The organism is Bordetella sp., assembly GCF_057362025.1.
In genome coordinates, this window is sequence record NZ_JBMQQZ010000094.1 from 66,459 (window position 1) to 85,301 (window position 18,843).

Genomic DNA, 18,843 nt, shown 5'->3' on the forward strand with positions numbered 1-18,843 from the left:
CGGGCGGTGCGTCGCATAAATGGATAACTGAGATGCCTTATTCCTTGGTGGTGTTCGATTGGGACGGGACGCTGATGGACTCCACGCACAGTATCGTGGCGGCCATCCAGGCGGCCTGCCGCGATCTGGAGCTGCCCGTCCCGTCCGCCTCCCAGGCCAGCTGGGTCATCGGCCTGTCGCTGGAAAGCGCGCTGCGGCGCGCCGTGCCCAGCCTGACGCAGGCGATGCTGCCTCGTTTCCTTGAACGCTACCGCGTGCATTACCTCCTGCGCGATCCGGAGCTCAAACTGTTCGACGGCGTGCGCGAGATGCTGGCCGAGCTGGCCGCGCGCGATGTGCGCATGGCGGTGGCCACGGGCAAGAGCCGGGTCGGCTTGAACCGCGCCCTGGCGGCCAGCGGCCTGGTCGAGGCCTTCGACGCCACCCGCTGCGCGGACGAAACCTTCAGCAAGCCCAATCCCACCATGCTCTTCGAGATCATGGACGAGCTGGGCGTGGAAGCGGAACACGCCGTAATGATCGGGGATACCTCCCACGATCTGCAGATGGCCACCAATGCCCGCGTCCATGGCGTCGGGGTGACCTATGGCGCACATCTGCGCGACGAGCTGGAAGGCCAGGCCCCACAGGCGGTCATCGAGTCCGTTTCCGCCCTGCGGGAATGGCTGCTCGCGCGCGTCCGCTGACTGCGCCGCCGCGGTCTATAACGGAAAATTGAACCCTGCCGCCCGGCGGTGGGGCACAATTCTGTCATGACCCGCCCCATGACGAAGCGGGGTGCCCAGATGCCAGCCGGAGATCGCCATGCTGATACGCAAACCTTCCGATGTCCTTGCCTCGGAGATCACTCCCGAGCCGGTCTGGCAATCCCGGCGCGCCTGGATGACGCGGGCGGCGGCCGGGGCGGCGGCGGTCGGCATGGCCGGCTCCGGGGGCCGCGCGGCCCTGGCTGCCGCCGATAGCGGATTGGCTCCCTTGCCCGGTACGCCGGACAAGCAATTCGCCATCATGGACAAGCCGACGTCCTACGACGACATCACTTCATACAACAACTTCTACGAATTCGGCGTCGACAAGGGCGATCCCGCGCGCTACGCCAAGGCGCTGCGCACCCGGCCATGGACCGTCACCGTCGAAGGCGAGGTCCAGAAGCCGCGTACTTTCGATATCGATGCGCTGCTGAAGCTGGCGCCGCAGGAAGACCGTACCTACCGGATGCGCTGCGTCGAAGGCTGGTCCATGGTCATACCCTGGGTCGGGTATTCGCTGTCCGCGCTGCTCAGCCAGGTCGAGCCCACCGCCAATGCCAAGTTCGTGCAATTCATCAGCGTGGCGCAGCGCGACACCATGCCCGGACTGCGCTATCCGGTCATCGACTGGCCCTATGTCGAGGGCCTGCGGCTGGACGAGGCCATGCATCCGCTGACGCTGCTTACGTTCGGCCTGTACGGCAAGGTCCTGCCGAACCAGAACGGCGCCCCGTTGCGGGTGGTCGTTCCCTGGAAATACGGATTCAAGTCGGCCAAGTCGCTGGTATCCATCCGGCTCGTGGACAAGATGCCGGTCAGTGCCTGGATGAAAGCCGCGTCCAACGAGTACGGTTTCTACGCCAACGTGAATCCGAATGTGCCGCATCCGCGTTGGAGCCAGGCCACGGAGCGGCGTATCGGCGAAGACGGCTTGTTCAGCCCCAAGCGCAAGACGCTGATGTTCAACGGCTACGATCAGGTCGCTTCCCTGTACACGGGGATGGACTTGCGGGCCAACTACTGAGCGGGGGCGGGATGGCTTCCATGACTGCTCCCGATTCCGCGCGGCCCCGGCCCGCGTCCCAGGCGCGGCAGGCCCGCGGCCCGCATGAGGCATCCACGCCCGGCCGGGCGGGTGGGTCCGCGCAGCCGCCGTCGTCGCGCCAGGCTGCCGCGGCGTTGCAGGAGGCGAGCGCCAGGCCGGCGCCGCGCAAGCAGCTTTCGGCGGCAGCCGTCGGCCGCTTCAAGCCCGTACTCTTTCTGTTGGGCCTGTTTCCGCTGGCCCGCTGGATATGGCTGGGGATGAACAACGGCCTGACGGCGAACCCGGTAGAGTTCCTGACCCGCTCGGCCGGCACATGGACGTTTGTCTGTCTCCTTGTCACGCTGGGTATCACGCCCCTGCGGCGCCTGGCCGGGCAGCCGGCATTGGTGCGCCTGCGCCGTATGTGCGGCCTTTTCGCCTTCTTCTACGGTTTTCTGCACTTCATGTCCTGGGTCGCGTGGGACCGCGGCTTCGATCCCGTGTCGATGTTGCAGGACGTCGGCCAAAGGCCCTTCATCACCGTCGGTTTCGCGGCCTTCGTGTTGATGAGCGCGTTGGCGGCAACGTCTACCCAGGGCGCCATGCGCCGCATGGGCAAGCGCTGGCAGCAATTGCACCGGGCGGTGTATGCGATCGGCATACTGGCGGCGTTGCATTTGCTGTGGGACAAAAGCGGCAAGCACGATTTCCAGCAACCCATCGCCTATGGGAGCGTGCTGGCGGTGCTGCTGTTGTGGCGGGTCTACGCCTGGGCCGCCGCGCGCCGCAAGGCCGGAGCCAAGGCGGGTGCCAAGACCGATTCGGCGCTGGCCGGCTAGCGCATCGGTCCCGTAGCGAGAACCCGGCGGGGTGCGCCCTCCCGCATGGCGCTGGCTTCGTGCACGCCGGTTGGCTTTACCGGGGGTGCGGGAAAGGCCAGCAGGATGGCAGCGGTTTGCGCATCGGCGACGCCATCGTAGCTGGTGGCCCGGTAGTGCATCTGGAAAGCGGCAAGCACGCGGGTGGTTTCGATATCGAAGACGCCGGTCTGGGGCACTTCATAGCCGAGGCGTTGCAGCCGTTCCTGGAACCAGCTTGCATCCGGCAGGCCGTTTTTTTCGAAGAACGCCTGCAGTCCCGGGACGGTACCTTCGTCGTACCAGCGGCCCAGGCCTGCCGCCGCCAGGCGGCGCCACGGAAACAGGGGGCCGGGATCGACTTTGCGCTGCGGCGCGATATCGCTATGGCCGACGATGTTCTTGGGCAGGATGCCGTGCCGGCGGGCAATATCTTTCACCAGCAACATCACTGCCTGTATCTGGTCATCGTGATAAGGCTCCCATTGCCATGCGCCATCCGGCGCACGCCTGCCGCCTCGGTTGACGATTTCTATCCCTATAGAGGCGTTGTTGATATAAGTGCGGCCGTACCAACTGCTTTCTCCTGCATGCCAGGCATTGCGATCTTCCGGCACCAACTGGTAGACGTGGACCGGATGGGTGTCGCTGACCAGATAGTGCGCGCTGACGTCGCCGTGGGATAGCGTCAGCAGCGACGCCCTATCGTTGCCGACCGTGTAATGCAGGACGATGAAGCGCACCCGGCTATCCTGGCTGGCCGACTGTATCGACCGGTCTACCGTTAGCCCGGCCGGATACCGCGCCGCACAGCCGCCCAAAACCAGGGTGGCCGCCAAGGCCGCAATCGTCAAACGGACGGCCGAAGCCAAAAGGCCTTGGCCTTTGCCTCCGGTCGGCCGTGCGGACGTGGGCATGGAACGGCCCTCCTGTCGCTTCGCGACGCCTCCCCGAGGGAGGGGAGCAGGTCCTTCGGGCGGCCGTGCGAACCTGCTCATGAAACGGCCCTCCTGTCGCTTCGCGACGCCTCCCCGAGGGAGGGGAGCAGGTCCTTCGGGCGGCCGTGCGAACCTGCTCATCGCGCGAGGTACAGGAACAGAGTGGGTTTCTTGTCCAGGTCGGGGGCTGGGCCGGTTTTCCAGTCGGCGATGGTGCGGGTGCGGATCCATTCGCTGGCGGTGGTGAGCGAGCGCGCCACGCACAGGCGTGTGTCGCCCCGCAGTGTCTCCACCAGGGTGGAAAACATGGCGGCGTTGCGATAGGGGGTTTCGATCAGCAACTGGGTCTGGTTGCCGCGGCTGGACTGCTGTTCCCAGGTGCGTAGCTGGCGCGCGCGTTCGGCCGGTTCGACGGGCGCATACCCGTGGAAGGCGAAGCGCTGGCCATCCAGGCCGCTGGCCATCAGGGCCAGCAGAATCGAGGATGGTCCGACCCACGGGCGTACCGTCAAGCCAAGCCGGTGTGCGATGTCGGCAACCCGTGCGCCAGGGTCTGCCACCGCGGGGCACCCGGCTTCCGACACCAGCCCGATCTCGCCGCCTTGCTTCAAGGGGCGCAGCCAGCTTTGGATCTGAGCCTCGTCGGTTTTTTCCGCCAAGGTGTGTATGGTGATGTCCTGCAACGGGCGGATCGCACCCACCGCCTTCAGAAAGGCGCGCGCGGTCTTGGCGTTTTCGGCGATGTAGGTGTCCAGGCGTGCGGCCAGCGACCGCACTTCGGGCGGTAGCCAACGGTCGACCGGCGCATCGCCCAGTCCGACCGGAATCAGGTGCAGTTGGCCCGGCACGGAGCCCGGGCCGCCTGGCGCTCTCCCTTCGGCAGGGGCGGGGTGCGTGGCGCCGTTCAAGGCTTAGCCTCTGCGTGGGCCAGCGGGTCCAGGCCGAATTGCGCCAGCATGCCCGTCAGTGCGATCAGCGGCAGTCCGATGATCGCCGTCGGGTCGTCGCTGCGCATGCTTTCCATCAGCGCGATGCCCAGGCTTTCCGCTTTCGCGCTGCCGGCCGTATCGAATGGCGTTTCGGCACGCAGGTAGGCGTCGATGGACGCGTCCGACAGGGGGCGGAAGCGGCAATGGGTGACGATGTCGGCCTGTGTGGTGCGCTGCCCGTCCGTCACGGCCAGCGCGCTATGAAAGGCGACTTCGCGCCCGGACAGCGTGCGCAATTGCGCCTGCGCGCGGAGAAAATCCCCCGGCTTGCCGATGGCCGTGCCGTCCACGGTGGCAACCTGGTCCGAGCCGATGACAATCGCGCCGGGATGGGACGTCGACACGGCGTGGGCCTTGGCGATGGCCAGCCGCAGGGCAAGGTCGGCCGGCTGTTCGCCCGCCCGGGGCGTTTCGTCGACCCCCGGGGCGATGGTTTCGAAGGGCAGGCGCAGGCGGGTAAGGAGTTCGCGCCGATAGGGCGAGGTGGATGCGAGGATGAGGCGTGGCTTGGGTAAGGGCATGCAAGGTTTGACGGTCAGACGTAAGTCACGGTATTATCTAACGTTTTCGCGGAAATTTCGTCGCCTGGATTTTTCGGGCGGGCGTCTCCCGGATGTTCCCGGACATTTCGGGCGGATGCGGAAGTAGGGTGCGGAAAGTAGGGTGCGGAAGTAGTGGGTGAGCAAACCGTGGGAGGCATGCCGTGGTGAAGGAAACCGTGGTGGGGCAAACCAGGGTGGCGCGGGTGGGTGTCATCGACGCGTTCGATTTTGCGCGGTCCGGCAAGGAAGCTTCCGGCAGTCTGCCGCTGGCCCGGTTCGGGCGCGCGATGAAAGGGCTGCCGTTGCAGCCGCGCGACGAAACGGGCGAGGTGCGCTGGGCTGTGCGCGGCGAAACCGGCAGGCTCGGTGAGCCGCTGTTGCATCTGCACGTGCAGGCAGCGCCGGTGCTGGTCTGCCAGCGTTGCATGGAGCTTTTCGCCTATCCCATCGATGCACACGTGAGTCTGCACCTGGTGAAATCGGAAGCCGAGCTCGATGACGGCCTCGACGAAGTCGCCCAAGATGCGGATGACGACGCCGACGATATCGAGAGCGGGCCGGAAAAGGTGATCGGTTCCCGGCATTTCGATCTGCTGGAGCAGGTCGAAGACGAGCTGATCCTGAATATTCCGTACGTGCCCAGGCATGATGTATGTCCGGACACGCCGCAGAAGACCAGCGCCGGCCAGCCGCCGGATGGTGCCGACGTGGGAAAGCGTCCATCGCCGTTCGCGGTGCTGGAAAAATTGAAGCAAAAACATTGAGGTCAACACCGGGCCGCATCGCGTACAATGCGCCCCGTTTCTAGGAGTCATCATGGCTGTTCAACAAAACAAGAAGTCCCCGTCCAAGCGTGGCATGCACCGCTCGCACGACTTTCTGACCGCGCCGTCCACGGCGATCGAACCGAACACGGGCGAAACGCATCTGCGTCACCATATCAGCCCGAACGGCTTCTATCGCGGCCGCAAAGTCATCAAGACCAAGAGCGACGAATAAGTTCGTTCCGCACCGCGTGAACCGGACCGCATTGTTACGGCTGGCGCTGATACCTGGCACCCGTGATACGCATCGCTATTGACTGCATGGGCGGCGACGTCGGCCTGCCCGTGACCATACCCGCGTCGATCGAGTTCGCCCGCCGGTTTCCGGACGTGCGCCTGCTCCTGGTCGGGCTGCCGGACGCCATTGAACAGGCGCTCGAAGGCGCGCGGGACGTGCCGCGGGACCGGCTGGAAATCGTGCCGGCCTCCGAAGTCGTCTCGATGGATGATTCCGTCGAAGTCGCCTTGCGCCGCAAAAAGGATTCCTCCATGCGCATCGCCGCCCAGTCCGTCAAGGACGGGCGCGCGGATGCCTGCGTTTCCGCCGGCAACACAGGCGCGTGGATGGCCATCTCCCGCTACGTGCTCAAGACCCTGGATGGCATCGACCGTCCCGCCATCGCGACGTCGATTCCGAATCAAAAGGGCAAGTCGACCACCGTGCTGGATCTCGGCGCCAACGTCGACTGCACCGCCGAACACCTGCTGCAATTCGCCATCATGGGCGCGGCGCTGGCGCAGGCGCTCGACCATTGCGAGCGTCCCAGTGTCGGCCTGCTGAACATTGGCGAGGAAGTCATCAAGGGTAACGAGGTCGTCAAGGAAGCCGCCGAGCTGCTGCGCGCCAGTCCCTTGAACTTTCACGGCAATGTGGAAGGCAACGATATTTTCAAGGGCACGGTCGACGTCGTGGTCTGCGACGGTTTCGTCGGCAACGTCGTGCTCAAGTCCATTGAAGGCCTCGCGCGGATGCTGTCCAGCATCATCCGCGAGGAGTTCAAGCGTAATCCGATTACCCTGCTGGCTGGCGCCATTGCGTCGCCGGTCCTGAACCGCCTGCGCAAGCGGGTCGACAACCGGCGCCACAACGGTGCAGCCTTGCTCGGCCTGCGCGGCGTCGTCATCAAAAGCCATGGTTCGGCCGATAGCTATGCCTTCGGCTTCGCGCTGCAGCGCGCGCGGGAAGCGGTGGCCAGCAAGCTGCTGGAACGCACCAACCAGAGCATGGCCCAGATCAGGCAGCAGGGCATACCCATCAATCCAGCGGCGGTTCCCATGCCGCGCGCGGCCAGGGACTCCGCCTGATGAACGTCACTCCGCAGTACTCGGTGATCGCCGGTTCCGGCAGCTATCTGCCGCCACGTGTCGTCTCCAACGACGACCTGGCCACGGAACTGGCCACACGCGACATCCAGACCTCGGACGCCTGGATTGTCGAACGCACCGGAATCCGCCAGCGGTATATCGCCGAGCGCGGCGTCACCACCAGCGATCTGGCGACCGAGGCCGCGCGGCGCGCCATCGCGGACGCCCGCCTGACGCCGGAAGACATCGATCTCATCATCGTGGCCACCTCCACGCCGGACTACGTGTTTCCCAGCACGGCGTGCCTGGTGCAGAGCAAGCTCGGCATCAAGGGCGGCGCGGCCTTCGACGTCCAGGCCGTATGCAGCGGTTTCGTTTATGCGCTGACCACCGCCGACAGCTTCGTGCGCGCGCGGCGCGCCCGCCATGCCCTGGTCATCGGCGCCGAAGTATTCTCCCGTATTCTGGATTGGAACGACCGCGCCACGTGCGTGCTGTTCGGCGACGGTGCCGGCGCGGTCGTCCTGTCCGCGTCCGACGAGCCCGGGATTCTGGCGGCGCAACTGCACGCCGATGGCAGCCAGACCAAAATCCTCTGCGCGGCGGGCAATGTGGCCTACGGCGAAGTGACCGGCGATCCTTTCCTGCGCATGGACGGGCAGGCCGTATTCAAGCAGGCGGTGAACGTGCTGGAACGCTCCGCGCGCGACGTCTGCGAGGAGGCCGGCGTGCCGCTGGGAGCCGTGGACCTGCTTATCCCCCATCAGGCCAACGTCCGCATCCTGAATTTCCTCGCCCGTAAATTGAATCTGCCCGCGGACAAACTGGTGGTCACGGTCGACCGCCATGCCAATACCTCCGCCGCCAGCGTACCGCTCGCGTTGGATGTCGCGCGCCGCGAAGGCCTCGCCAAGCCCGGCCAGCTCATCCTGATGCAGGGCGTCGGCGGCGGGTTCACCTGGGGTTCGGTGCTGGCGCGGCTGACCGCCTGAGCACCCTGTACAACGACAACCTGATCTGACCGTCAATCGATGAAAATCGCTTTCGTATTTCCCGGCCAGGGCTCGCAATCCGTCGGTATGCTGGATGCCTGGCAAGGCAACGCGGCCGTCGCCGATACGGTGGCGCGGGCGTCGGCGGCCCTGTCGCAGGACCTGGCGGCCTTGATCGCCCAGGGGCCGGCCGAACAGCTCAACCTGACCACCAATACCCAACCCGCGATGTTGACGGCCGGGGTCGCCGTTTACCAGGCCTGGCTGGCTGCAGGTGGGCGCCAACCGGACGTGGTCGCCGGACACAGCCTGGGCGAATACGCCGCGCTGACGGCCGCGAAGGCGCTGGCCCTCGAAGACGCGGTGCGCCTGGTGCGCATCCGTGCCGACGCCATGCAGGCCGCGGTGCCCGTGGGTGCCGGAGCCATGGCTGCCGTGCTTGGCCTGGACGACGACGCGGTGAAGGCTGCCTGCGCCCAGGCCGCTCAGGGCGAGGTGGTCGAGGCCGTCAATTTCAATGCGCCCGCCCAGGTCGTGATTGCCGGGCACAAGGCAGCGGTGGAACGCGCATGCGAAGCGGCCAAGGCGGCGGGTGCCAAGCGCGCGCTGCTGCTGCCGGTGTCGGCACCGTTCCATTCCAGCCTGTTGGAGCCGGCCGCGGCCGTGCTTTCCAGGGCGCTGGACGAAGTCGCCGTGTCCGCCCCCGCAATCCCCGTGGTAAACAACGTTGACGTGGCGATGCCCACCGATCCCGCTGCGATACGGGATGCACTGGTGCGGCAGGCCTGGCATCCCGTCCGTTGGGTGGAAACCCTGCGCGCCATGAAGGAGCAGGGCATCACCCATGTCATCGAATGCGGTCCTGGCAAGGTGCTGAGTGGCCTGGTCAAGCGTATCGACGGCGAGCTGACCGGCCTGGCGATTACCGATCCCGCCTCGCTGGATAGCGTGCTGGCCACGCTCGGGTCGAACTGACAAGGAAGTCGTACCATGGAACTGCAAGGAAAGATCGCGCTGGTTACCGGCGCCACCCGGGGCATCGGCAAGGCGATCGCCCATGAGCTCGCCACCCGTGGTGCGACCGTCGTCGGTACCGCTACGTCGGCCGCCGGCGCCGAAACGATAAGCGAGGCCCTGGCGCCGTTCAACGGCCGGGGCGTCGTGCTGGACGTGACGGACTCCCAGGCCTGCGAGGCGCTGGTGGAAGCGCTTGCCAAGGAAGGAGGTCCGCACATCCTGGTGAACAATGCGGGCATCACGCGCGATACGCTGGCCATGCGCATGAAGGACGATGACTGGAACGCGGTAATCGATACCAACCTGGCTGCCGTCTTTCGCCTGTCGCGCGCCGTCATGCGCGGCATGATGAAGGCGCGCTGGGGCCGCATCATCAATGTCACTTCCGTGGTCGGTTCCAGCGGCAACGCGGGACAGGCCAACTATGCGGCGGCCAAGGCGGGGGTGGCGGGCATGTCCCGTGCGCTTGCCCGGGAGCTCGGCAGCCGCAATATTACGGTCAATTGCGTGGCGCCCGGCTTCATCGATACCGACATGACGCGCGTACTGGGGGAAACCCAGACCGCCGCGCTGCTGCAGCAAATACCCGTGGGACGGCTGGGTTCGCCCGCCGACATCGCCCATGCGGTCGCATTCCTGGCCGGCCCCCAGGCCGGTTACATTACCGGGACCACGCTGCACGTCAACGGCGGCATGTATATGTAAATTAGCGGGTCCCGAATAGCCCGCCGAACGGCGTATTTTTCGGGAATCCATTTTTGTCACAGCCCGGCGTTGGCATTACGCTGCGCTTGGCTATAATTCGCGGGATTTTTCCCAATTGGAGATCTGCATGGAAAGCATCGAACAGCGCGTCAAGAAGATCGTCGCTGAACAACTTGGCGTCAATGAAGCCGAGATCAAGAACGAATCTTCCTTCCTTGACGACCTCGGTGCCGATTCGCTCGACATGGTTGAGCTGGTGATGGCTCTCGAAGATGAATTCGAGACCGAGATCCCCGACGAAGAGGCCGAGAAAATCACGACCGTGCAACAAGCGATCGACTACATCAATTCGCACGGCAAGCAATAAGCAATCAGCCTGTCTTTCCTTGCGCCATGGCGGTATCGCCGTGCGGGGAACCAGGGCGGTTTTTGGGTTATGCCGCGCGGATGCTGCGCGGGGCGCCAGTCGGCTGCCCCGTAATGCTGTTTTCCGCGCAAGCGGCGTATTCCAGGCCGCCTTTCTTTTGTCTGTTTAGGAGTCATCCGTGAAACGACGCGTCGTCATCACCGGACTCGGCATCGTGTCCCCCGTGGGCAATGACGTGTCCAGCGCCTGGGACAATATCGTCAACGGACGTTCCGGCATCGGCCGTATTACCCGTTTCGATCCTTCGGCGCTGACCACCCATATCGCGGGCGAAGTTCGCGATTTCGATGTCACGCACTATATCCCCGCCAAAGAAGCCCGTCAGATGGATACGTTCATCCACTACGGCCTTGCGGCGGGCGTCCAGGCCTGGCGCGACAGCGGCCTGGAGATCACCGATGCCAATGCGGAGCGCATCGGTGTCATCATCGGTTCGGGCATCGGCGGATTGCCGCGCATCGAGGAAACGCAGACCGATCTGCTGGCGCGCGGTCCGCGTCGTATTTCGCCCTTTTTCGTACCCGGCGCGCTGATCAACCTGATCTCCGGTCAGCTGTCCATCATGTATGGATTCAAGGGGCCGAGCTATGCGGTGGTCTCGGCATGCACCACCGGCCTGCACAGCATCGGCGATTCGGCTCGCCTTATCGAATACGGCGACGCTGACGTGATGATCGCCGGCGGTGCGGAATCCACCGTATCGCCCCTGGGCATTGGCGGCTTTGCCGCGATGCGGGCCCTGTCCACGCGCAATGACGACCCCACGACCGCCTCGCGTCCCTGGGACCGCGATCGTGACGGTTTCGTGCTGGGCGAGGGCGCCGGCGTGGTGGTGCTCGAAGAATACGAGCACGCCAAAAAACGAGGCGCGCGCATCTACGGTGAATTCGTCGGCTACGGCATGAGTTCCGACGCGCATCACATCACCGCGCCGAACCAGGACGGTCCGCGCCGCGGCGTCATCAATGCGCTGCGCAACGGCGGCCTGAATCCGGAGGACGTGCAGTACGTCAATGCGCACGGTACGTCCACGCCCCTGGGCGACAAGAATGAATCGGATGCGTTGAAGCTGGCCTTCGGCGACCATGCGCGCAAGCTGGTCATCAATTCCACCAAGTCGATGACCGGCCACCTGCTCGGCGCGGCAGGCGGCATCGAAGCGGTCTTTACCACGCTGGCGGTCTATCACCAGATCTCCCCGCCGACCATCAACCTGTTCAACCAGGATCCCGAGTGCGACCTGGACTACTGCGCGAACGAGGCGCGGGAGATGATGATCAACGTGGCGCTGTCCAACTCCTTCGGGTTCGGCGGCACCAACGGGTCGATGGCCGTGCGTCGGGTTTGAGGGAGCCTGCGTGCACCCGGATTGGACGTTGCGCGTACCTATCCTGCGGCCTCGGCTGGCCGCATGGTTGGACGGCGCCGTAATGGCGGCCGCGCTGGCCGCGCCGTCGCTGGCCCTGTATGGGCGGGCGCTCCCTGTGCCGGCCTTGCTGGCCGCCGGTGCCGCCGCCATTGCCGGCGTCCTGGCGATCAGGCGCTGCCGTCCGGCAGTCCGGGCAATCCGCATGGATCGCGACGGGGCCTTTCATCTGCGCATGCGTGACGGCTGGTATCCCGCCGAATGGGTCGCTGCCTGGCGCGGGCCGCGCTGGCTGACCCTGCGGGCGCGCCTGCCTCGACCGGTTTGTAACAGCGCCGCCCTGCCTGGCGGTTGCGTCACCTTTACCGTGTGGCAAGATGGGCTGCACGCCTCCGCCTGGCGCCGTACCTGCTTGCTGGCAAGCCGGCGCCTGTGCCGCGCGCCCGCCCGCCGTGCGGCGAGGACGCCATGAGCGAACGGGACATCGACGCCGAACTGGTCGCCCGGGTCCAGCGCGGCGACAAGAAAGCCTTCGATCTGCTGGTCCTGAAGTACCAGCGCAAGATCATGCGCCTGCTTTCCCGCATGATTCGCGACCAGTCGGAAATCGAGGACGTGGCGCAGGAAGCCTTCATCAAGGCCTACCGCGCCTTGCCCCAGTTCCGGGGGGACAGCGCTTTTTACACCTGGTTGTACCGGATCGCCATCAATACGGCGCGCAACTGGCTTGCGTCCAATGGACGACGGCCCAGCACGCCCAACGCCCTCGAAAATGAGGACGGTGAAACTTTTAACGAAACCGACAACCTAAGCGATATCAGCACCCCGGAAGCAATGGTCGCCAGCCGCGAAATCGCGGAAACCGTGAACGCGGCCATACAGGGCTTGCCCGAAGAATTGCGTACGGCTATCGTCCTGCGGGAAATTGAAGGTATGAGTTACGAAGACATCGCCCAGAGCATGGGTTGTCCGATCGGTACAGTCCGGTCGCGCATATTCCGAGCCCGGGAAGCGGTGGCCGCGCGGTTGCGGCCCCTGCTTGGGAACGATGCCGATCGTCGTTGGTAAGGAGCTGGAGTCATGCAAAGATCATCTGTTTCCGTCGGCGCCGAGGACACCAGCTGGGAAGATTCGGTGTCGGCATGGATGGACGGCGAAGGCGCCGAGGAATGGCTGGACGGCCTGGAAGTGGCCGAAGGCCGGGAAACCTGGGATACGTATCACTTGATAGGCGACGTGCTCCGCAACCCCGAACTGTCCATTGTCCCCTCGCCGGCGTTCCAGGCCCGTTTGTCGGCCGCCCTGGCCAATGAACTTCCCATCGTCGCGCCCCGCCGGCGCCGCACGATGCGGCCCGCCTGGCGCTTCGGCCTTTCCGGCTTTGCGATGGCTGCCGCGGTGGCGTCCGTCGCCTGGGTTGCGCAACCGTACCTGTCCGGAAGCAGCGACGCGCCCACGGCCGAAACCCGGGTGCTGGCCGATGCCAGCACGGTGTCCGCCGACGATCCCAGCCTGAGCGACTATCTGGAAGCGCACCGGCAGCTCGCGGGCCCCACGGCCATCCGGCAAGTCTCTTTCGATGTCGGAGCGGGGCGCTGATGACCGTTGCGGCGGTGGGTGTCCCATCGTTCCTGTCGCGGCCGACCTTGCGCGCGGCCGAGGTGTCGACGCGGGTTGGACGCGGACTGGCCTCGGTATCCGCGGCGGTGGCGGCGGCCCTGTTCGCGATCAGTGCCGGTCTGGCGCATGCCCAGGCCGCCCCGGTATCGCCCAGTGTCGCCATGCCGGAGCCGGAAGCCCAGGCCTTGCTTGCGCGTATCCAGGATGCGGCGTCCAAGCTCGATTATTCCGGTATCTTCACCTATCAGCAGGGTGAAACCATCCAGTCGTCCCGGGTCGTGCACGTGGTGGATGGCAGCGGAGAACGCGAACGCATCGAAGTGCTGGATGGGCAGCCGCGCGAGTACCTGCGGCATAACGACGAAATCCAATGCCTGGTGCCCGAGCACAAAACGGTGCTCGTGCAGCACAAGCGCGCCGAGCAGTTTCCCGGCCTGCTGCTGGGGTCGCCGACCGCGCTGACCAAGTACTATCGCGTGCTCATGCAGCCCGTGCCACATCGGGTAGCGGGCCGCGAATGCCGCATCATCACCATCGAACCCCTGGACAAGGACCGGTACGGCTACCGCCTGTGCGCGGATACGGAAAACGACCTGTTGCTGAAGGCCCAGACGCTATCCAACGCCTCTACCGTGGTGGAGCAGGTCGCTTTCACCGCCCTGCGGCTGGGCGCCACGGTCGATCCTGGTCAATTGCAATCGCGCTGGAACACCAAGGACTGGAAGATCCAGCAGGGCAATATGAACCCGGTGGATCTGGTCGCGCAAGGCTGGCGTATTCCCTACCCGGCCGGATTCATGCCCGTTTCACAGGTGGCGCGCGTCATGGCCCATGGCGATGCGGTCAGCCAACTGGTATTGTCCGATGGATTGGCCGCGATCTCGGTCTTCATCGAGCCTTATGATAAGAAGCGCAATCGTCACCAGCCGCACGGCCTGTATCGGCGCGGGCCGATCAACGTCTACGGCATGCGGATCGCGGATTTCTGGGTCACGGTCCTCGGCGAGGTTCCTGCGCCCACGCTCGAGAAGCTCGCCAAGGCTACCGAATACGTGCCGCCCCCAGTGGCGCCCAAGTAAACAGCAGATGCCCCCAGGGGCTCGCCCGGAGCACATTGAATGATTCTGTCCACCGTGTCGAAAGTACCCGTCCGGCGGTTTTTTCCTGCTGGACTGTCGCAGGACGTCGCGCGTTTTGTCGGCCGTGAGTCCGCCCGGCGGTGCCTGGCGGTACTGCTGGCCGCGGCCATGCTCGGCGGCGCCGGCTTGAGCGCGCCCGCCAGCGCCGCCCAGACGGCCACGACCGGGCCGGCGATGATGCTGCCCGATTTCACGTCCATCGTCGAAAAGGCCGATCCCGCGGTCGTGAACATCCGCACTACCGCCACCATACCGGTGCGTAGCGGTCCGCAGGATCCGTACGATCTGTTCCGTTTCTTCTTCGGCCCCGATTTCCAGCCTCCGGGCATGCCTGAAATGCCGGGCCAGCGTCCGCGCGACCGCCAGCAGCAGCCCAAGCAGCCGCAACAGCAGCCGCAGGAGCGCACCGTGCCGCGCGGTGTCGGCTCGGGATTCTTCATTTCTGCGGACGGCTACGTCCTGACGAACAACCATGTGGTCAGCGACGCCACCGACATTTTCGTCACCTTGACCGATGGCCGCGAGTTCAAGGCCAAGGTGATCGGCACTGACGAACGAACCGATGTGGCGTTGCTGAAGATCGATGCCAAGGGCATGCCGTTCCTGCCGATCGGCGACGACAGCAAGATCAAGAAGGGCCAATGGGTACTGGCCATCGGCTCGCCCTTCGGCCTGGACTCCACGGTGACCGCCGGTATCGTCAGCGCGATCAACCGCGACACTGGCGAGTATCTGCCCTTCATCCAGACCGATGTCGCGGTGAATCCGGGCAACTCGGGCGGTCCGCTGTTGAATCTGCAGGGTGAGGTCATCGGCATCAATTCGCAGATCATCTCGCGCAGCGGCGGTTTTATGGGTATTTCCCTGGCCATCCCGATCGACGAGGTCATGCGCGTGGTCGACGAACTGCGCGCGACGGGCAAGGTCACACGCGGCCGCATCGGTGTGCAGATCGGCGAAGTCACCAATGACGTTGCCATTGCCCTGGGGCTGGCCCGCGCGGAAGGCGCACTGGTCAGCAGCGTCGAAGGCGACAGCCCGGCCGATGCCGCCGGCGTGCAGCCGGGTGACGTCATCCTGCGCTTCAACAACAAGCCGATCGCGCGCTGGTCGGATCTGCCCCGGATGGTCGGCGAAACCAAACCCGGCACGGTGGCGCCCCTGCAGGTCTGGCGCAAGGGTAAGAACGTTACGCTCAGCGTGAAAGTGGCGGAAATCCCACAAACCAAGACGCCGGTGGCCAAGAAGGCCGAGCCGGACAAGGAGCCGGCCGCCTCGAGCGCCCTGGGCCTGACGGTGGTGCCGGTGCCGACGGCCACCCAGGGCAAGATGAAGATCAAGGGCGGCGTGATGGTGCGGGGTGCCGCCGGGCAGGCCGACCAGGCGGGTATCCAGGAGGGCGATATCGTCCTGGCGGTGGGTGATACCGATATCACCTCGCCCGAGCAGTTCGTGCAGGTGGCGGGTAAGGTCGATAAGGCCAAGCCGGTGCCGCTGCTGATCCGCCGGGCCGACCAGACGCAGTGGGTGGTGATCCAGCCCGGCAAGTAGGCCCAAGACCGGCTAAAATCGCTGGTTGCCGCAAAGAGGGGGCGCATGGCGCCCCCTCCTTATTGGCGCACCTGTTCCTTTCTTTTCCCCACCCCTATGCGTCATATCCGTAACTTTTCGATCATCGCCCACATCGATCATGGCAAGTCGACCCTGGCCGACCGCCTGATCCATCGCTGCGGCGGATTGGCGGATCGCGAGATGTCGGCACAGGTTCTCGATTCCATGGACATCGAGCGCGAGCGCGGCATCAGCATCAAGGCGCAAACGGCGGCGCTGGAATACAAGGCCGCCGACGGCCAGGTCTATAACCTGAACCTCATCGACACCCCGGGCCACGTGGACTTTTCCTACGAGGTCAGCCGGTCGCTCTCGGCATGCGAAGGCGCGCTGCTGGTCGTCGACGCCTCGCAAGGGGTAGAGGCGCAGACGGTGGCGAACTGCTACACCGCCATCGAACTGGGCGTGGAAGTGCTGCCGGTACTGAACAAGATGGATCTGCCGCAAGCGGACCCGGACGGCGCCCGCCAGGAAATCGAGGACGTGATCGGCATCGACGCGTCGCGCGCCATCCCCGCCAGCGCCAAGACGGGTATGGGCATCGACGATATCCTGGAAGCCATCGTGCGCGACGTCCCGCCGCCCAAGGGCAGCCCGACGGAGCCCCTGCAGGCGCTGATTATCGACTCGTGGTTCGATAACTACGTCGGCGTGGTCATGCTGGTGCGCATCGTCAACGGCGTGCTGCGCCCGAAGGACAAGATTCTGCTGATGGCCGCCGGTGCCACGCACTTGTGCGAACAGGTCGGCGTGTTCACGCCCAAATCCGTGTCGCGCCAGGCGCTTAGCGCCGGCGAAGTGGGTTTCGTCATCGCCGGCATCAAGGAATTGGCGCATGCCAAGGTGGGCGATACCGTGACGCTGGCCGGCCAGCCCGCGGCGGGGCCGCTGCCGGGGTTCAAGGAGGTCAAGCCGCAGGTGTTCGCCGGCCTGTACCCCGTGGAAAGCAGCGAATACGACCAGTTGCGCGATTCCCTGGAAAAGCTCAAGCTGAACGACGCCGCGCTCATGTTCGAACCGGAAGTCTCGCAGGCGCTGGGCTTCGGCTTTCGCTGCGGGTTCCTCGGGCTATTGCACATGGAAATCGTGCAGGAGCGGCTCGAACGCGAATTCGACATGGACATCATCACCACCGCGCCGTCGGTGGTGTATGAAGTCGAGCTGCGCGATGGCGAGGTCATCACCATCGAAAGTCCCTCGCGCCTGCCCGAGGTCGGCAAGATCGCCGAGATCCGCGAGCCCGTCGTCAAGGTCACCTTGTTCATGCCGCAAGAGTATGTCGGCCCCGTGATGACGCTGTGCAACAACAAGCGCGGCACGCAGGTCAACATGAGCTATCACGGCCGCCAGGTTCACCTGGTGTACGAGATCCCCCTGGCCGAGATCGTGCTGGATTTCTTCGACAAGCTGAAGTCCGTATCGCGCGGCTATGCGTCGATGGACTACGAGTTCCTGGAGTACCGCTCGGCCGACGTGGTCCGGGTGGACCTCCTGATCAATGGCGACAAGGTCGACGCGCTCTCCATGATCGTCCACCGCAGCAACGCGCGCTATCGCGCGCGTGATGTGGTCTCGCGCATGCGGGGTCTGATCCCGCGCCAGATGTTCGACGTCGCTATCCAGGCCGCCATCGGCGCCGAAGTGATCGCCCGGGAAAACGTCAAGGCGCTGCGTAAGAACGTGCTCGCCAAGTGCTATGGCGGGGACATTACGCGCAAGAAGAAGCTGCTGGAAAAGCAGAAGGCCGGCAAGAAGCGGATGAAGCAGGTCGGCAGCGTTGAAATACCCCAGGAGGCCTTCCTGGCCATCCTGCAGGTTGAAGACAAATAAATAAGAGCGAGAAGGCATCACATATGAGCTGGAACTTTGCGCTGATTCTGTTCGTCCTGCTGGTGGTCACCGGCATCATCTGGTTGTTGGACATCACCGTTTTGCGCAAGGCGCGGCGGCGCAAGGGAGAAGAGGCGGCGGCCCGCTTCGATCCTGCTGTGATCGGCGATGCAGGAGAGGCCGAGCGGCTGCGGCGCGAAGCGGCGGAAGCGGCCTCGCGCGTGCCATGGTGGGTCGAATACGCCGTCAGCTTCTTCCCCGTCATCCTTTTCGTGTTCGTGCTGCGATCCTTCGTGGTGGAACCCTTCCGCATCCCGTCGGGCTCCATGTTGCCGACCTTGGAGTCGGGCGACCTGATCCTGGTCAACAAGTTCAGCCGCGGCATACGGTTGCCGATCATCGACAAGAAAATCCTGGATACCGGCGCCCTGCAGCGTGGCGACGTCATCGTCTTCCGCTACCCCGTCGACCCCGATGTGGACTACATCAAGCGGGTCGTCGGCCTGCCGGGTGACGAAATCGCCTACCTGGACAAGAAACTATATGTAAACGGCCAGGAAGTGAAACACATCCGCGACGGCAATTATTTCGAACCCGACCGCGTCGCCTATATCAATCGATATAAGGAAAAGTTAGGCGACGTTACGCATGATATCCTGCTTGATGATGATAAATACCAGGAGTACGGCCCCATTTGGCAATTCCCGCACCTGGACAACTGCCAGTACAGCCGCAATGGCGTGCGCTGCAAGGTCCCGGCCGGCGAGTACTTCGCCATGGGGGATAACCGCGACAACAGCGCGGACAGCCGCTACTGGGGATTCGTTCCGGACGGTAATATCGTGGGCAAGGCCTTCTTCATCTGGATGAATTTCTCCGATCTAAGCCGGATCGGACGATTCAATTGA

Annotated in this window: 21 protein-coding genes; 18 read left to right on the forward strand and 3 right to left on the reverse strand. The window is 64.7% G+C overall.

The features are described 5' to 3' along the window. Positions 1 to 32: 32 nt before the first annotated feature. The 3 genes from ACO1P8_RS21090 (at position 33) to msrQ (ending at position 2,612) form a co-directional block, all read left to right on the forward strand. Positions 33 to 686 (forward strand): HAD-IA family hydrolase, encoded by a 654-nt coding sequence (locus tag ACO1P8_RS21090; protein WP_094841084.1) that lies wholly within the window; start codon positions 33 to 35, stop codon positions 684 to 686. Positions 687 to 804: 118 nt separating this feature from the next. Beyond that, positions 805 to 1,773, forward strand: a complete 969-nt coding sequence (gene msrP / locus ACO1P8_RS21095) for a protein-methionine-sulfoxide reductase catalytic subunit MsrP (RefSeq protein WP_486297817.1) — start codon at positions 805 to 807, stop codon at positions 1,771 to 1,773. 20 nt (positions 1,774 to 1,793) lie between these two features. Then, on the forward strand, positions 1,794 to 2,612 hold the full coding sequence (gene msrQ, locus ACO1P8_RS21100) for a protein-methionine-sulfoxide reductase heme-binding subunit MsrQ (RefSeq protein WP_486297818.1): 819 nt from the start codon (positions 1,794 to 1,796) through the stop codon (positions 2,610 to 2,612). Here the strand turns inward: msrQ and ACO1P8_RS21105 are convergent. From ACO1P8_RS21105 to ACO1P8_RS21115, 3 genes are all read right to left on the reverse strand, one after another. Then, positions 2,609 to 3,373 (reverse strand): N-acetylmuramoyl-L-alanine amidase, encoded by a 765-nt coding sequence (locus tag ACO1P8_RS21105; protein WP_486297819.1) that lies wholly within the window; start codon positions 3,371 to 3,373, stop codon positions 2,609 to 2,611. The genes msrQ and ACO1P8_RS21105 overlap by 4 nt on opposite strands. Before the next feature lie 332 nt (positions 3,374 to 3,705). Further along, complete coding sequence (locus ACO1P8_RS21110; protein ID WP_486297868.1) at positions 3,706 to 4,416, reverse strand: SAM-dependent methyltransferase; 711 nt, start codon at positions 4,414 to 4,416, stop codon at positions 3,706 to 3,708. A gap of 56 nt (positions 4,417 to 4,472) precedes the next feature. Then, positions 4,473 to 5,078, reverse strand: a complete 606-nt coding sequence (locus tag ACO1P8_RS21115; protein ID WP_486297820.1) for a Maf family nucleotide pyrophosphatase — start codon at positions 5,076 to 5,078, stop codon at positions 4,473 to 4,475. Between the two features lie 182 nt (positions 5,079 to 5,260). Between ACO1P8_RS21115 and ACO1P8_RS21120 the strand changes: the two genes are divergently transcribed. From ACO1P8_RS21120 to lepB, 15 genes are all read left to right on the forward strand, one after another. Next, positions 5,261 to 5,863 carry a YceD family protein gene (locus tag ACO1P8_RS21120; RefSeq protein WP_486297821.1) on the forward strand — a complete coding sequence of 201 codons (603 nt, stop codon included), beginning with the start codon at positions 5,261 to 5,263 and terminating at the stop codon, positions 5,861 to 5,863. Between the two features lie 52 nt (positions 5,864 to 5,915). Next, complete coding sequence (gene rpmF, locus ACO1P8_RS21125) at positions 5,916 to 6,098, forward strand: 50S ribosomal protein L32 (RefSeq protein WP_066346671.1); 183 nt, start codon at positions 5,916 to 5,918, stop codon at positions 6,096 to 6,098. 62 nt (positions 6,099 to 6,160) lie between these two features. Then, a complete protein-coding gene (gene plsX / locus ACO1P8_RS21130) occupies positions 6,161 to 7,228 on the forward strand; it encodes a phosphate acyltransferase PlsX (protein ID WP_486297822.1) in 1,068 nt (355 codons plus the stop codon). Then, positions 7,228 to 8,220 carry a beta-ketoacyl-ACP synthase III gene (locus ACO1P8_RS21135; RefSeq protein ID WP_486297823.1) on the forward strand — a complete coding sequence of 331 codons (993 nt, stop codon included), beginning with the start codon at positions 7,228 to 7,230 and terminating at the stop codon, positions 8,218 to 8,220. Before plsX ends, ACO1P8_RS21135 begins: the two co-directional genes overlap by 1 nt. 39 nt (positions 8,221 to 8,259) lie before the next feature. Continuing rightward, positions 8,260 to 9,195, forward strand: coding sequence for an ACP S-malonyltransferase (gene fabD / locus ACO1P8_RS21140; RefSeq protein ID WP_486297824.1), 936 nt, complete (start codon positions 8,260 to 8,262; stop codon positions 9,193 to 9,195). 15 nt (positions 9,196 to 9,210) lie between these two features. Then, positions 9,211 to 9,942, forward strand: coding sequence for a 3-oxoacyl-ACP reductase FabG (fabG, locus tag ACO1P8_RS21145; RefSeq protein ID WP_486297825.1), 732 nt, complete (start codon positions 9,211 to 9,213; stop codon positions 9,940 to 9,942). Positions 9,943 to 10,069: 127 nt separating this feature from the next. Continuing rightward, on the forward strand, positions 10,070 to 10,309 hold the full coding sequence (gene acpP / locus ACO1P8_RS21150) for an acyl carrier protein (protein WP_003813816.1): 240 nt from the start codon (positions 10,070 to 10,072) through the stop codon (positions 10,307 to 10,309). A 178-nt stretch (positions 10,310 to 10,487) separates the two neighbouring features. After that, complete coding sequence (gene fabF, locus ACO1P8_RS21155) at positions 10,488 to 11,717, forward strand: beta-ketoacyl-ACP synthase II (protein WP_486297826.1); 1,230 nt, start codon at positions 10,488 to 10,490, stop codon at positions 11,715 to 11,717. 82 nt (positions 11,718 to 11,799) lie between these two features. Then, a complete protein-coding gene (locus tag ACO1P8_RS21160; RefSeq protein WP_486297827.1) occupies positions 11,800 to 12,207 on the forward strand; it encodes a hypothetical protein in 408 nt (135 codons plus the stop codon). Beyond that, on the forward strand, positions 12,204 to 12,803 hold the full coding sequence (gene rpoE / locus ACO1P8_RS21165) for an RNA polymerase sigma factor RpoE (RefSeq protein ID WP_094844508.1): 600 nt from the start codon (positions 12,204 to 12,206) through the stop codon (positions 12,801 to 12,803). The genes ACO1P8_RS21160 and rpoE overlap by 4 nt, the downstream gene beginning before the upstream one ends. Positions 12,804 to 12,815: 12 nt before the next feature. Beyond that, positions 12,816 to 13,334 carry a sigma-E factor negative regulatory protein gene (locus tag ACO1P8_RS21170; protein ID WP_486297828.1) on the forward strand — a complete coding sequence of 173 codons (519 nt, stop codon included), beginning with the start codon at positions 12,816 to 12,818 and terminating at the stop codon, positions 13,332 to 13,334. After that, complete coding sequence (locus ACO1P8_RS21175; RefSeq protein ID WP_486297829.1) at positions 13,334 to 14,434, forward strand: MucB/RseB C-terminal domain-containing protein; 1,101 nt, start codon at positions 13,334 to 13,336, stop codon at positions 14,432 to 14,434. Before ACO1P8_RS21170 ends, ACO1P8_RS21175 begins: the two co-directional genes overlap by 1 nt. 168 nt (positions 14,435 to 14,602) lie before the next feature. After that, positions 14,603 to 16,045, forward strand: a complete 1,443-nt coding sequence (locus tag ACO1P8_RS21180; protein WP_486297869.1) for a DegQ family serine endoprotease — start codon at positions 14,603 to 14,605, stop codon at positions 16,043 to 16,045. A gap of 96 nt (positions 16,046 to 16,141) precedes the next feature. Further along, the gene (gene lepA / locus ACO1P8_RS21185) at positions 16,142 to 17,935 is read left to right on the forward strand and encodes a translation elongation factor 4 (protein WP_486297870.1); all 1,794 of its coding nucleotides are present in this window, start codon (positions 16,142 to 16,144) and stop codon (positions 17,933 to 17,935) included. A 23-nt stretch (positions 17,936 to 17,958) separates the two neighbouring features. Then, positions 17,959 to 18,843: a signal peptidase I gene (gene lepB, locus ACO1P8_RS21190; protein ID WP_486297830.1), complete on the forward strand. Its 885-nt coding sequence runs from the start codon at positions 17,959 to 17,961 to the stop codon at positions 18,841 to 18,843.

Excerpts from the sequence above, each read along its gene's own strand:
- ACO1P8_RS21090 (WP_094841084.1), top strand. The coding sequence starts at position 33 with ATGCCTTATTCCTTGGTGGTGTTCGATTGGGACGGGACGCTGATGGAC.
- msrP (WP_486297817.1), top strand. The coding sequence starts at position 805 with ATGCTGATACGCAAACCTTCCGATGTCCTTGCCTCGGAGATCACTCCC.
- msrQ (WP_486297818.1), top strand. The coding sequence starts at position 1,794 with ATGACTGCTCCCGATTCCGCGCGGCCCCGGCCCGCGTCCCAGGCGCGG.
- ACO1P8_RS21115 (WP_486297820.1), bottom strand. The coding sequence starts at position 5,078 with ATGCCCTTACCCAAGCCACGCCTCATCCTCGCATCCACCTCGCCCTAT.
- rpmF (WP_066346671.1), top strand. The coding sequence starts at position 5,916 with ATGGCTGTTCAACAAAACAAGAAGTCCCCGTCCAAGCGTGGCATGCAC.
- ACO1P8_RS21135 (WP_486297823.1), top strand. The coding sequence starts at position 7,228 with ATGAACGTCACTCCGCAGTACTCGGTGATCGCCGGTTCCGGCAGCTAT.
- fabD (WP_486297824.1), top strand. The coding sequence starts at position 8,260 with ATGAAAATCGCTTTCGTATTTCCCGGCCAGGGCTCGCAATCCGTCGGT.
- fabG (WP_486297825.1), top strand. The coding sequence starts at position 9,211 with ATGGAACTGCAAGGAAAGATCGCGCTGGTTACCGGCGCCACCCGGGGC.
- acpP (WP_003813816.1), top strand. The coding sequence starts at position 10,070 with ATGGAAAGCATCGAACAGCGCGTCAAGAAGATCGTCGCTGAACAACTT.
- ACO1P8_RS21160 (WP_486297827.1), top strand. The coding sequence starts at position 11,800 with ATGGCGGCCGCGCTGGCCGCGCCGTCGCTGGCCCTGTATGGGCGGGCG.
- rpoE (WP_094844508.1), top strand. The coding sequence starts at position 12,204 with ATGAGCGAACGGGACATCGACGCCGAACTGGTCGCCCGGGTCCAGCGC.
- ACO1P8_RS21170 (WP_486297828.1), top strand. The coding sequence starts at position 12,816 with ATGCAAAGATCATCTGTTTCCGTCGGCGCCGAGGACACCAGCTGGGAA.
- ACO1P8_RS21175 (WP_486297829.1), top strand. The coding sequence starts at position 13,334 with ATGACCGTTGCGGCGGTGGGTGTCCCATCGTTCCTGTCGCGGCCGACC.
- ACO1P8_RS21180 (WP_486297869.1), top strand. The coding sequence starts at position 14,603 with ATGCTCGGCGGCGCCGGCTTGAGCGCGCCCGCCAGCGCCGCCCAGACG.
- lepA (WP_486297870.1), top strand. The coding sequence starts at position 16,142 with ATGCGTCATATCCGTAACTTTTCGATCATCGCCCACATCGATCATGGC.
- lepB (WP_486297830.1), top strand. The coding sequence starts at position 17,959 with ATGAGCTGGAACTTTGCGCTGATTCTGTTCGTCCTGCTGGTGGTCACC.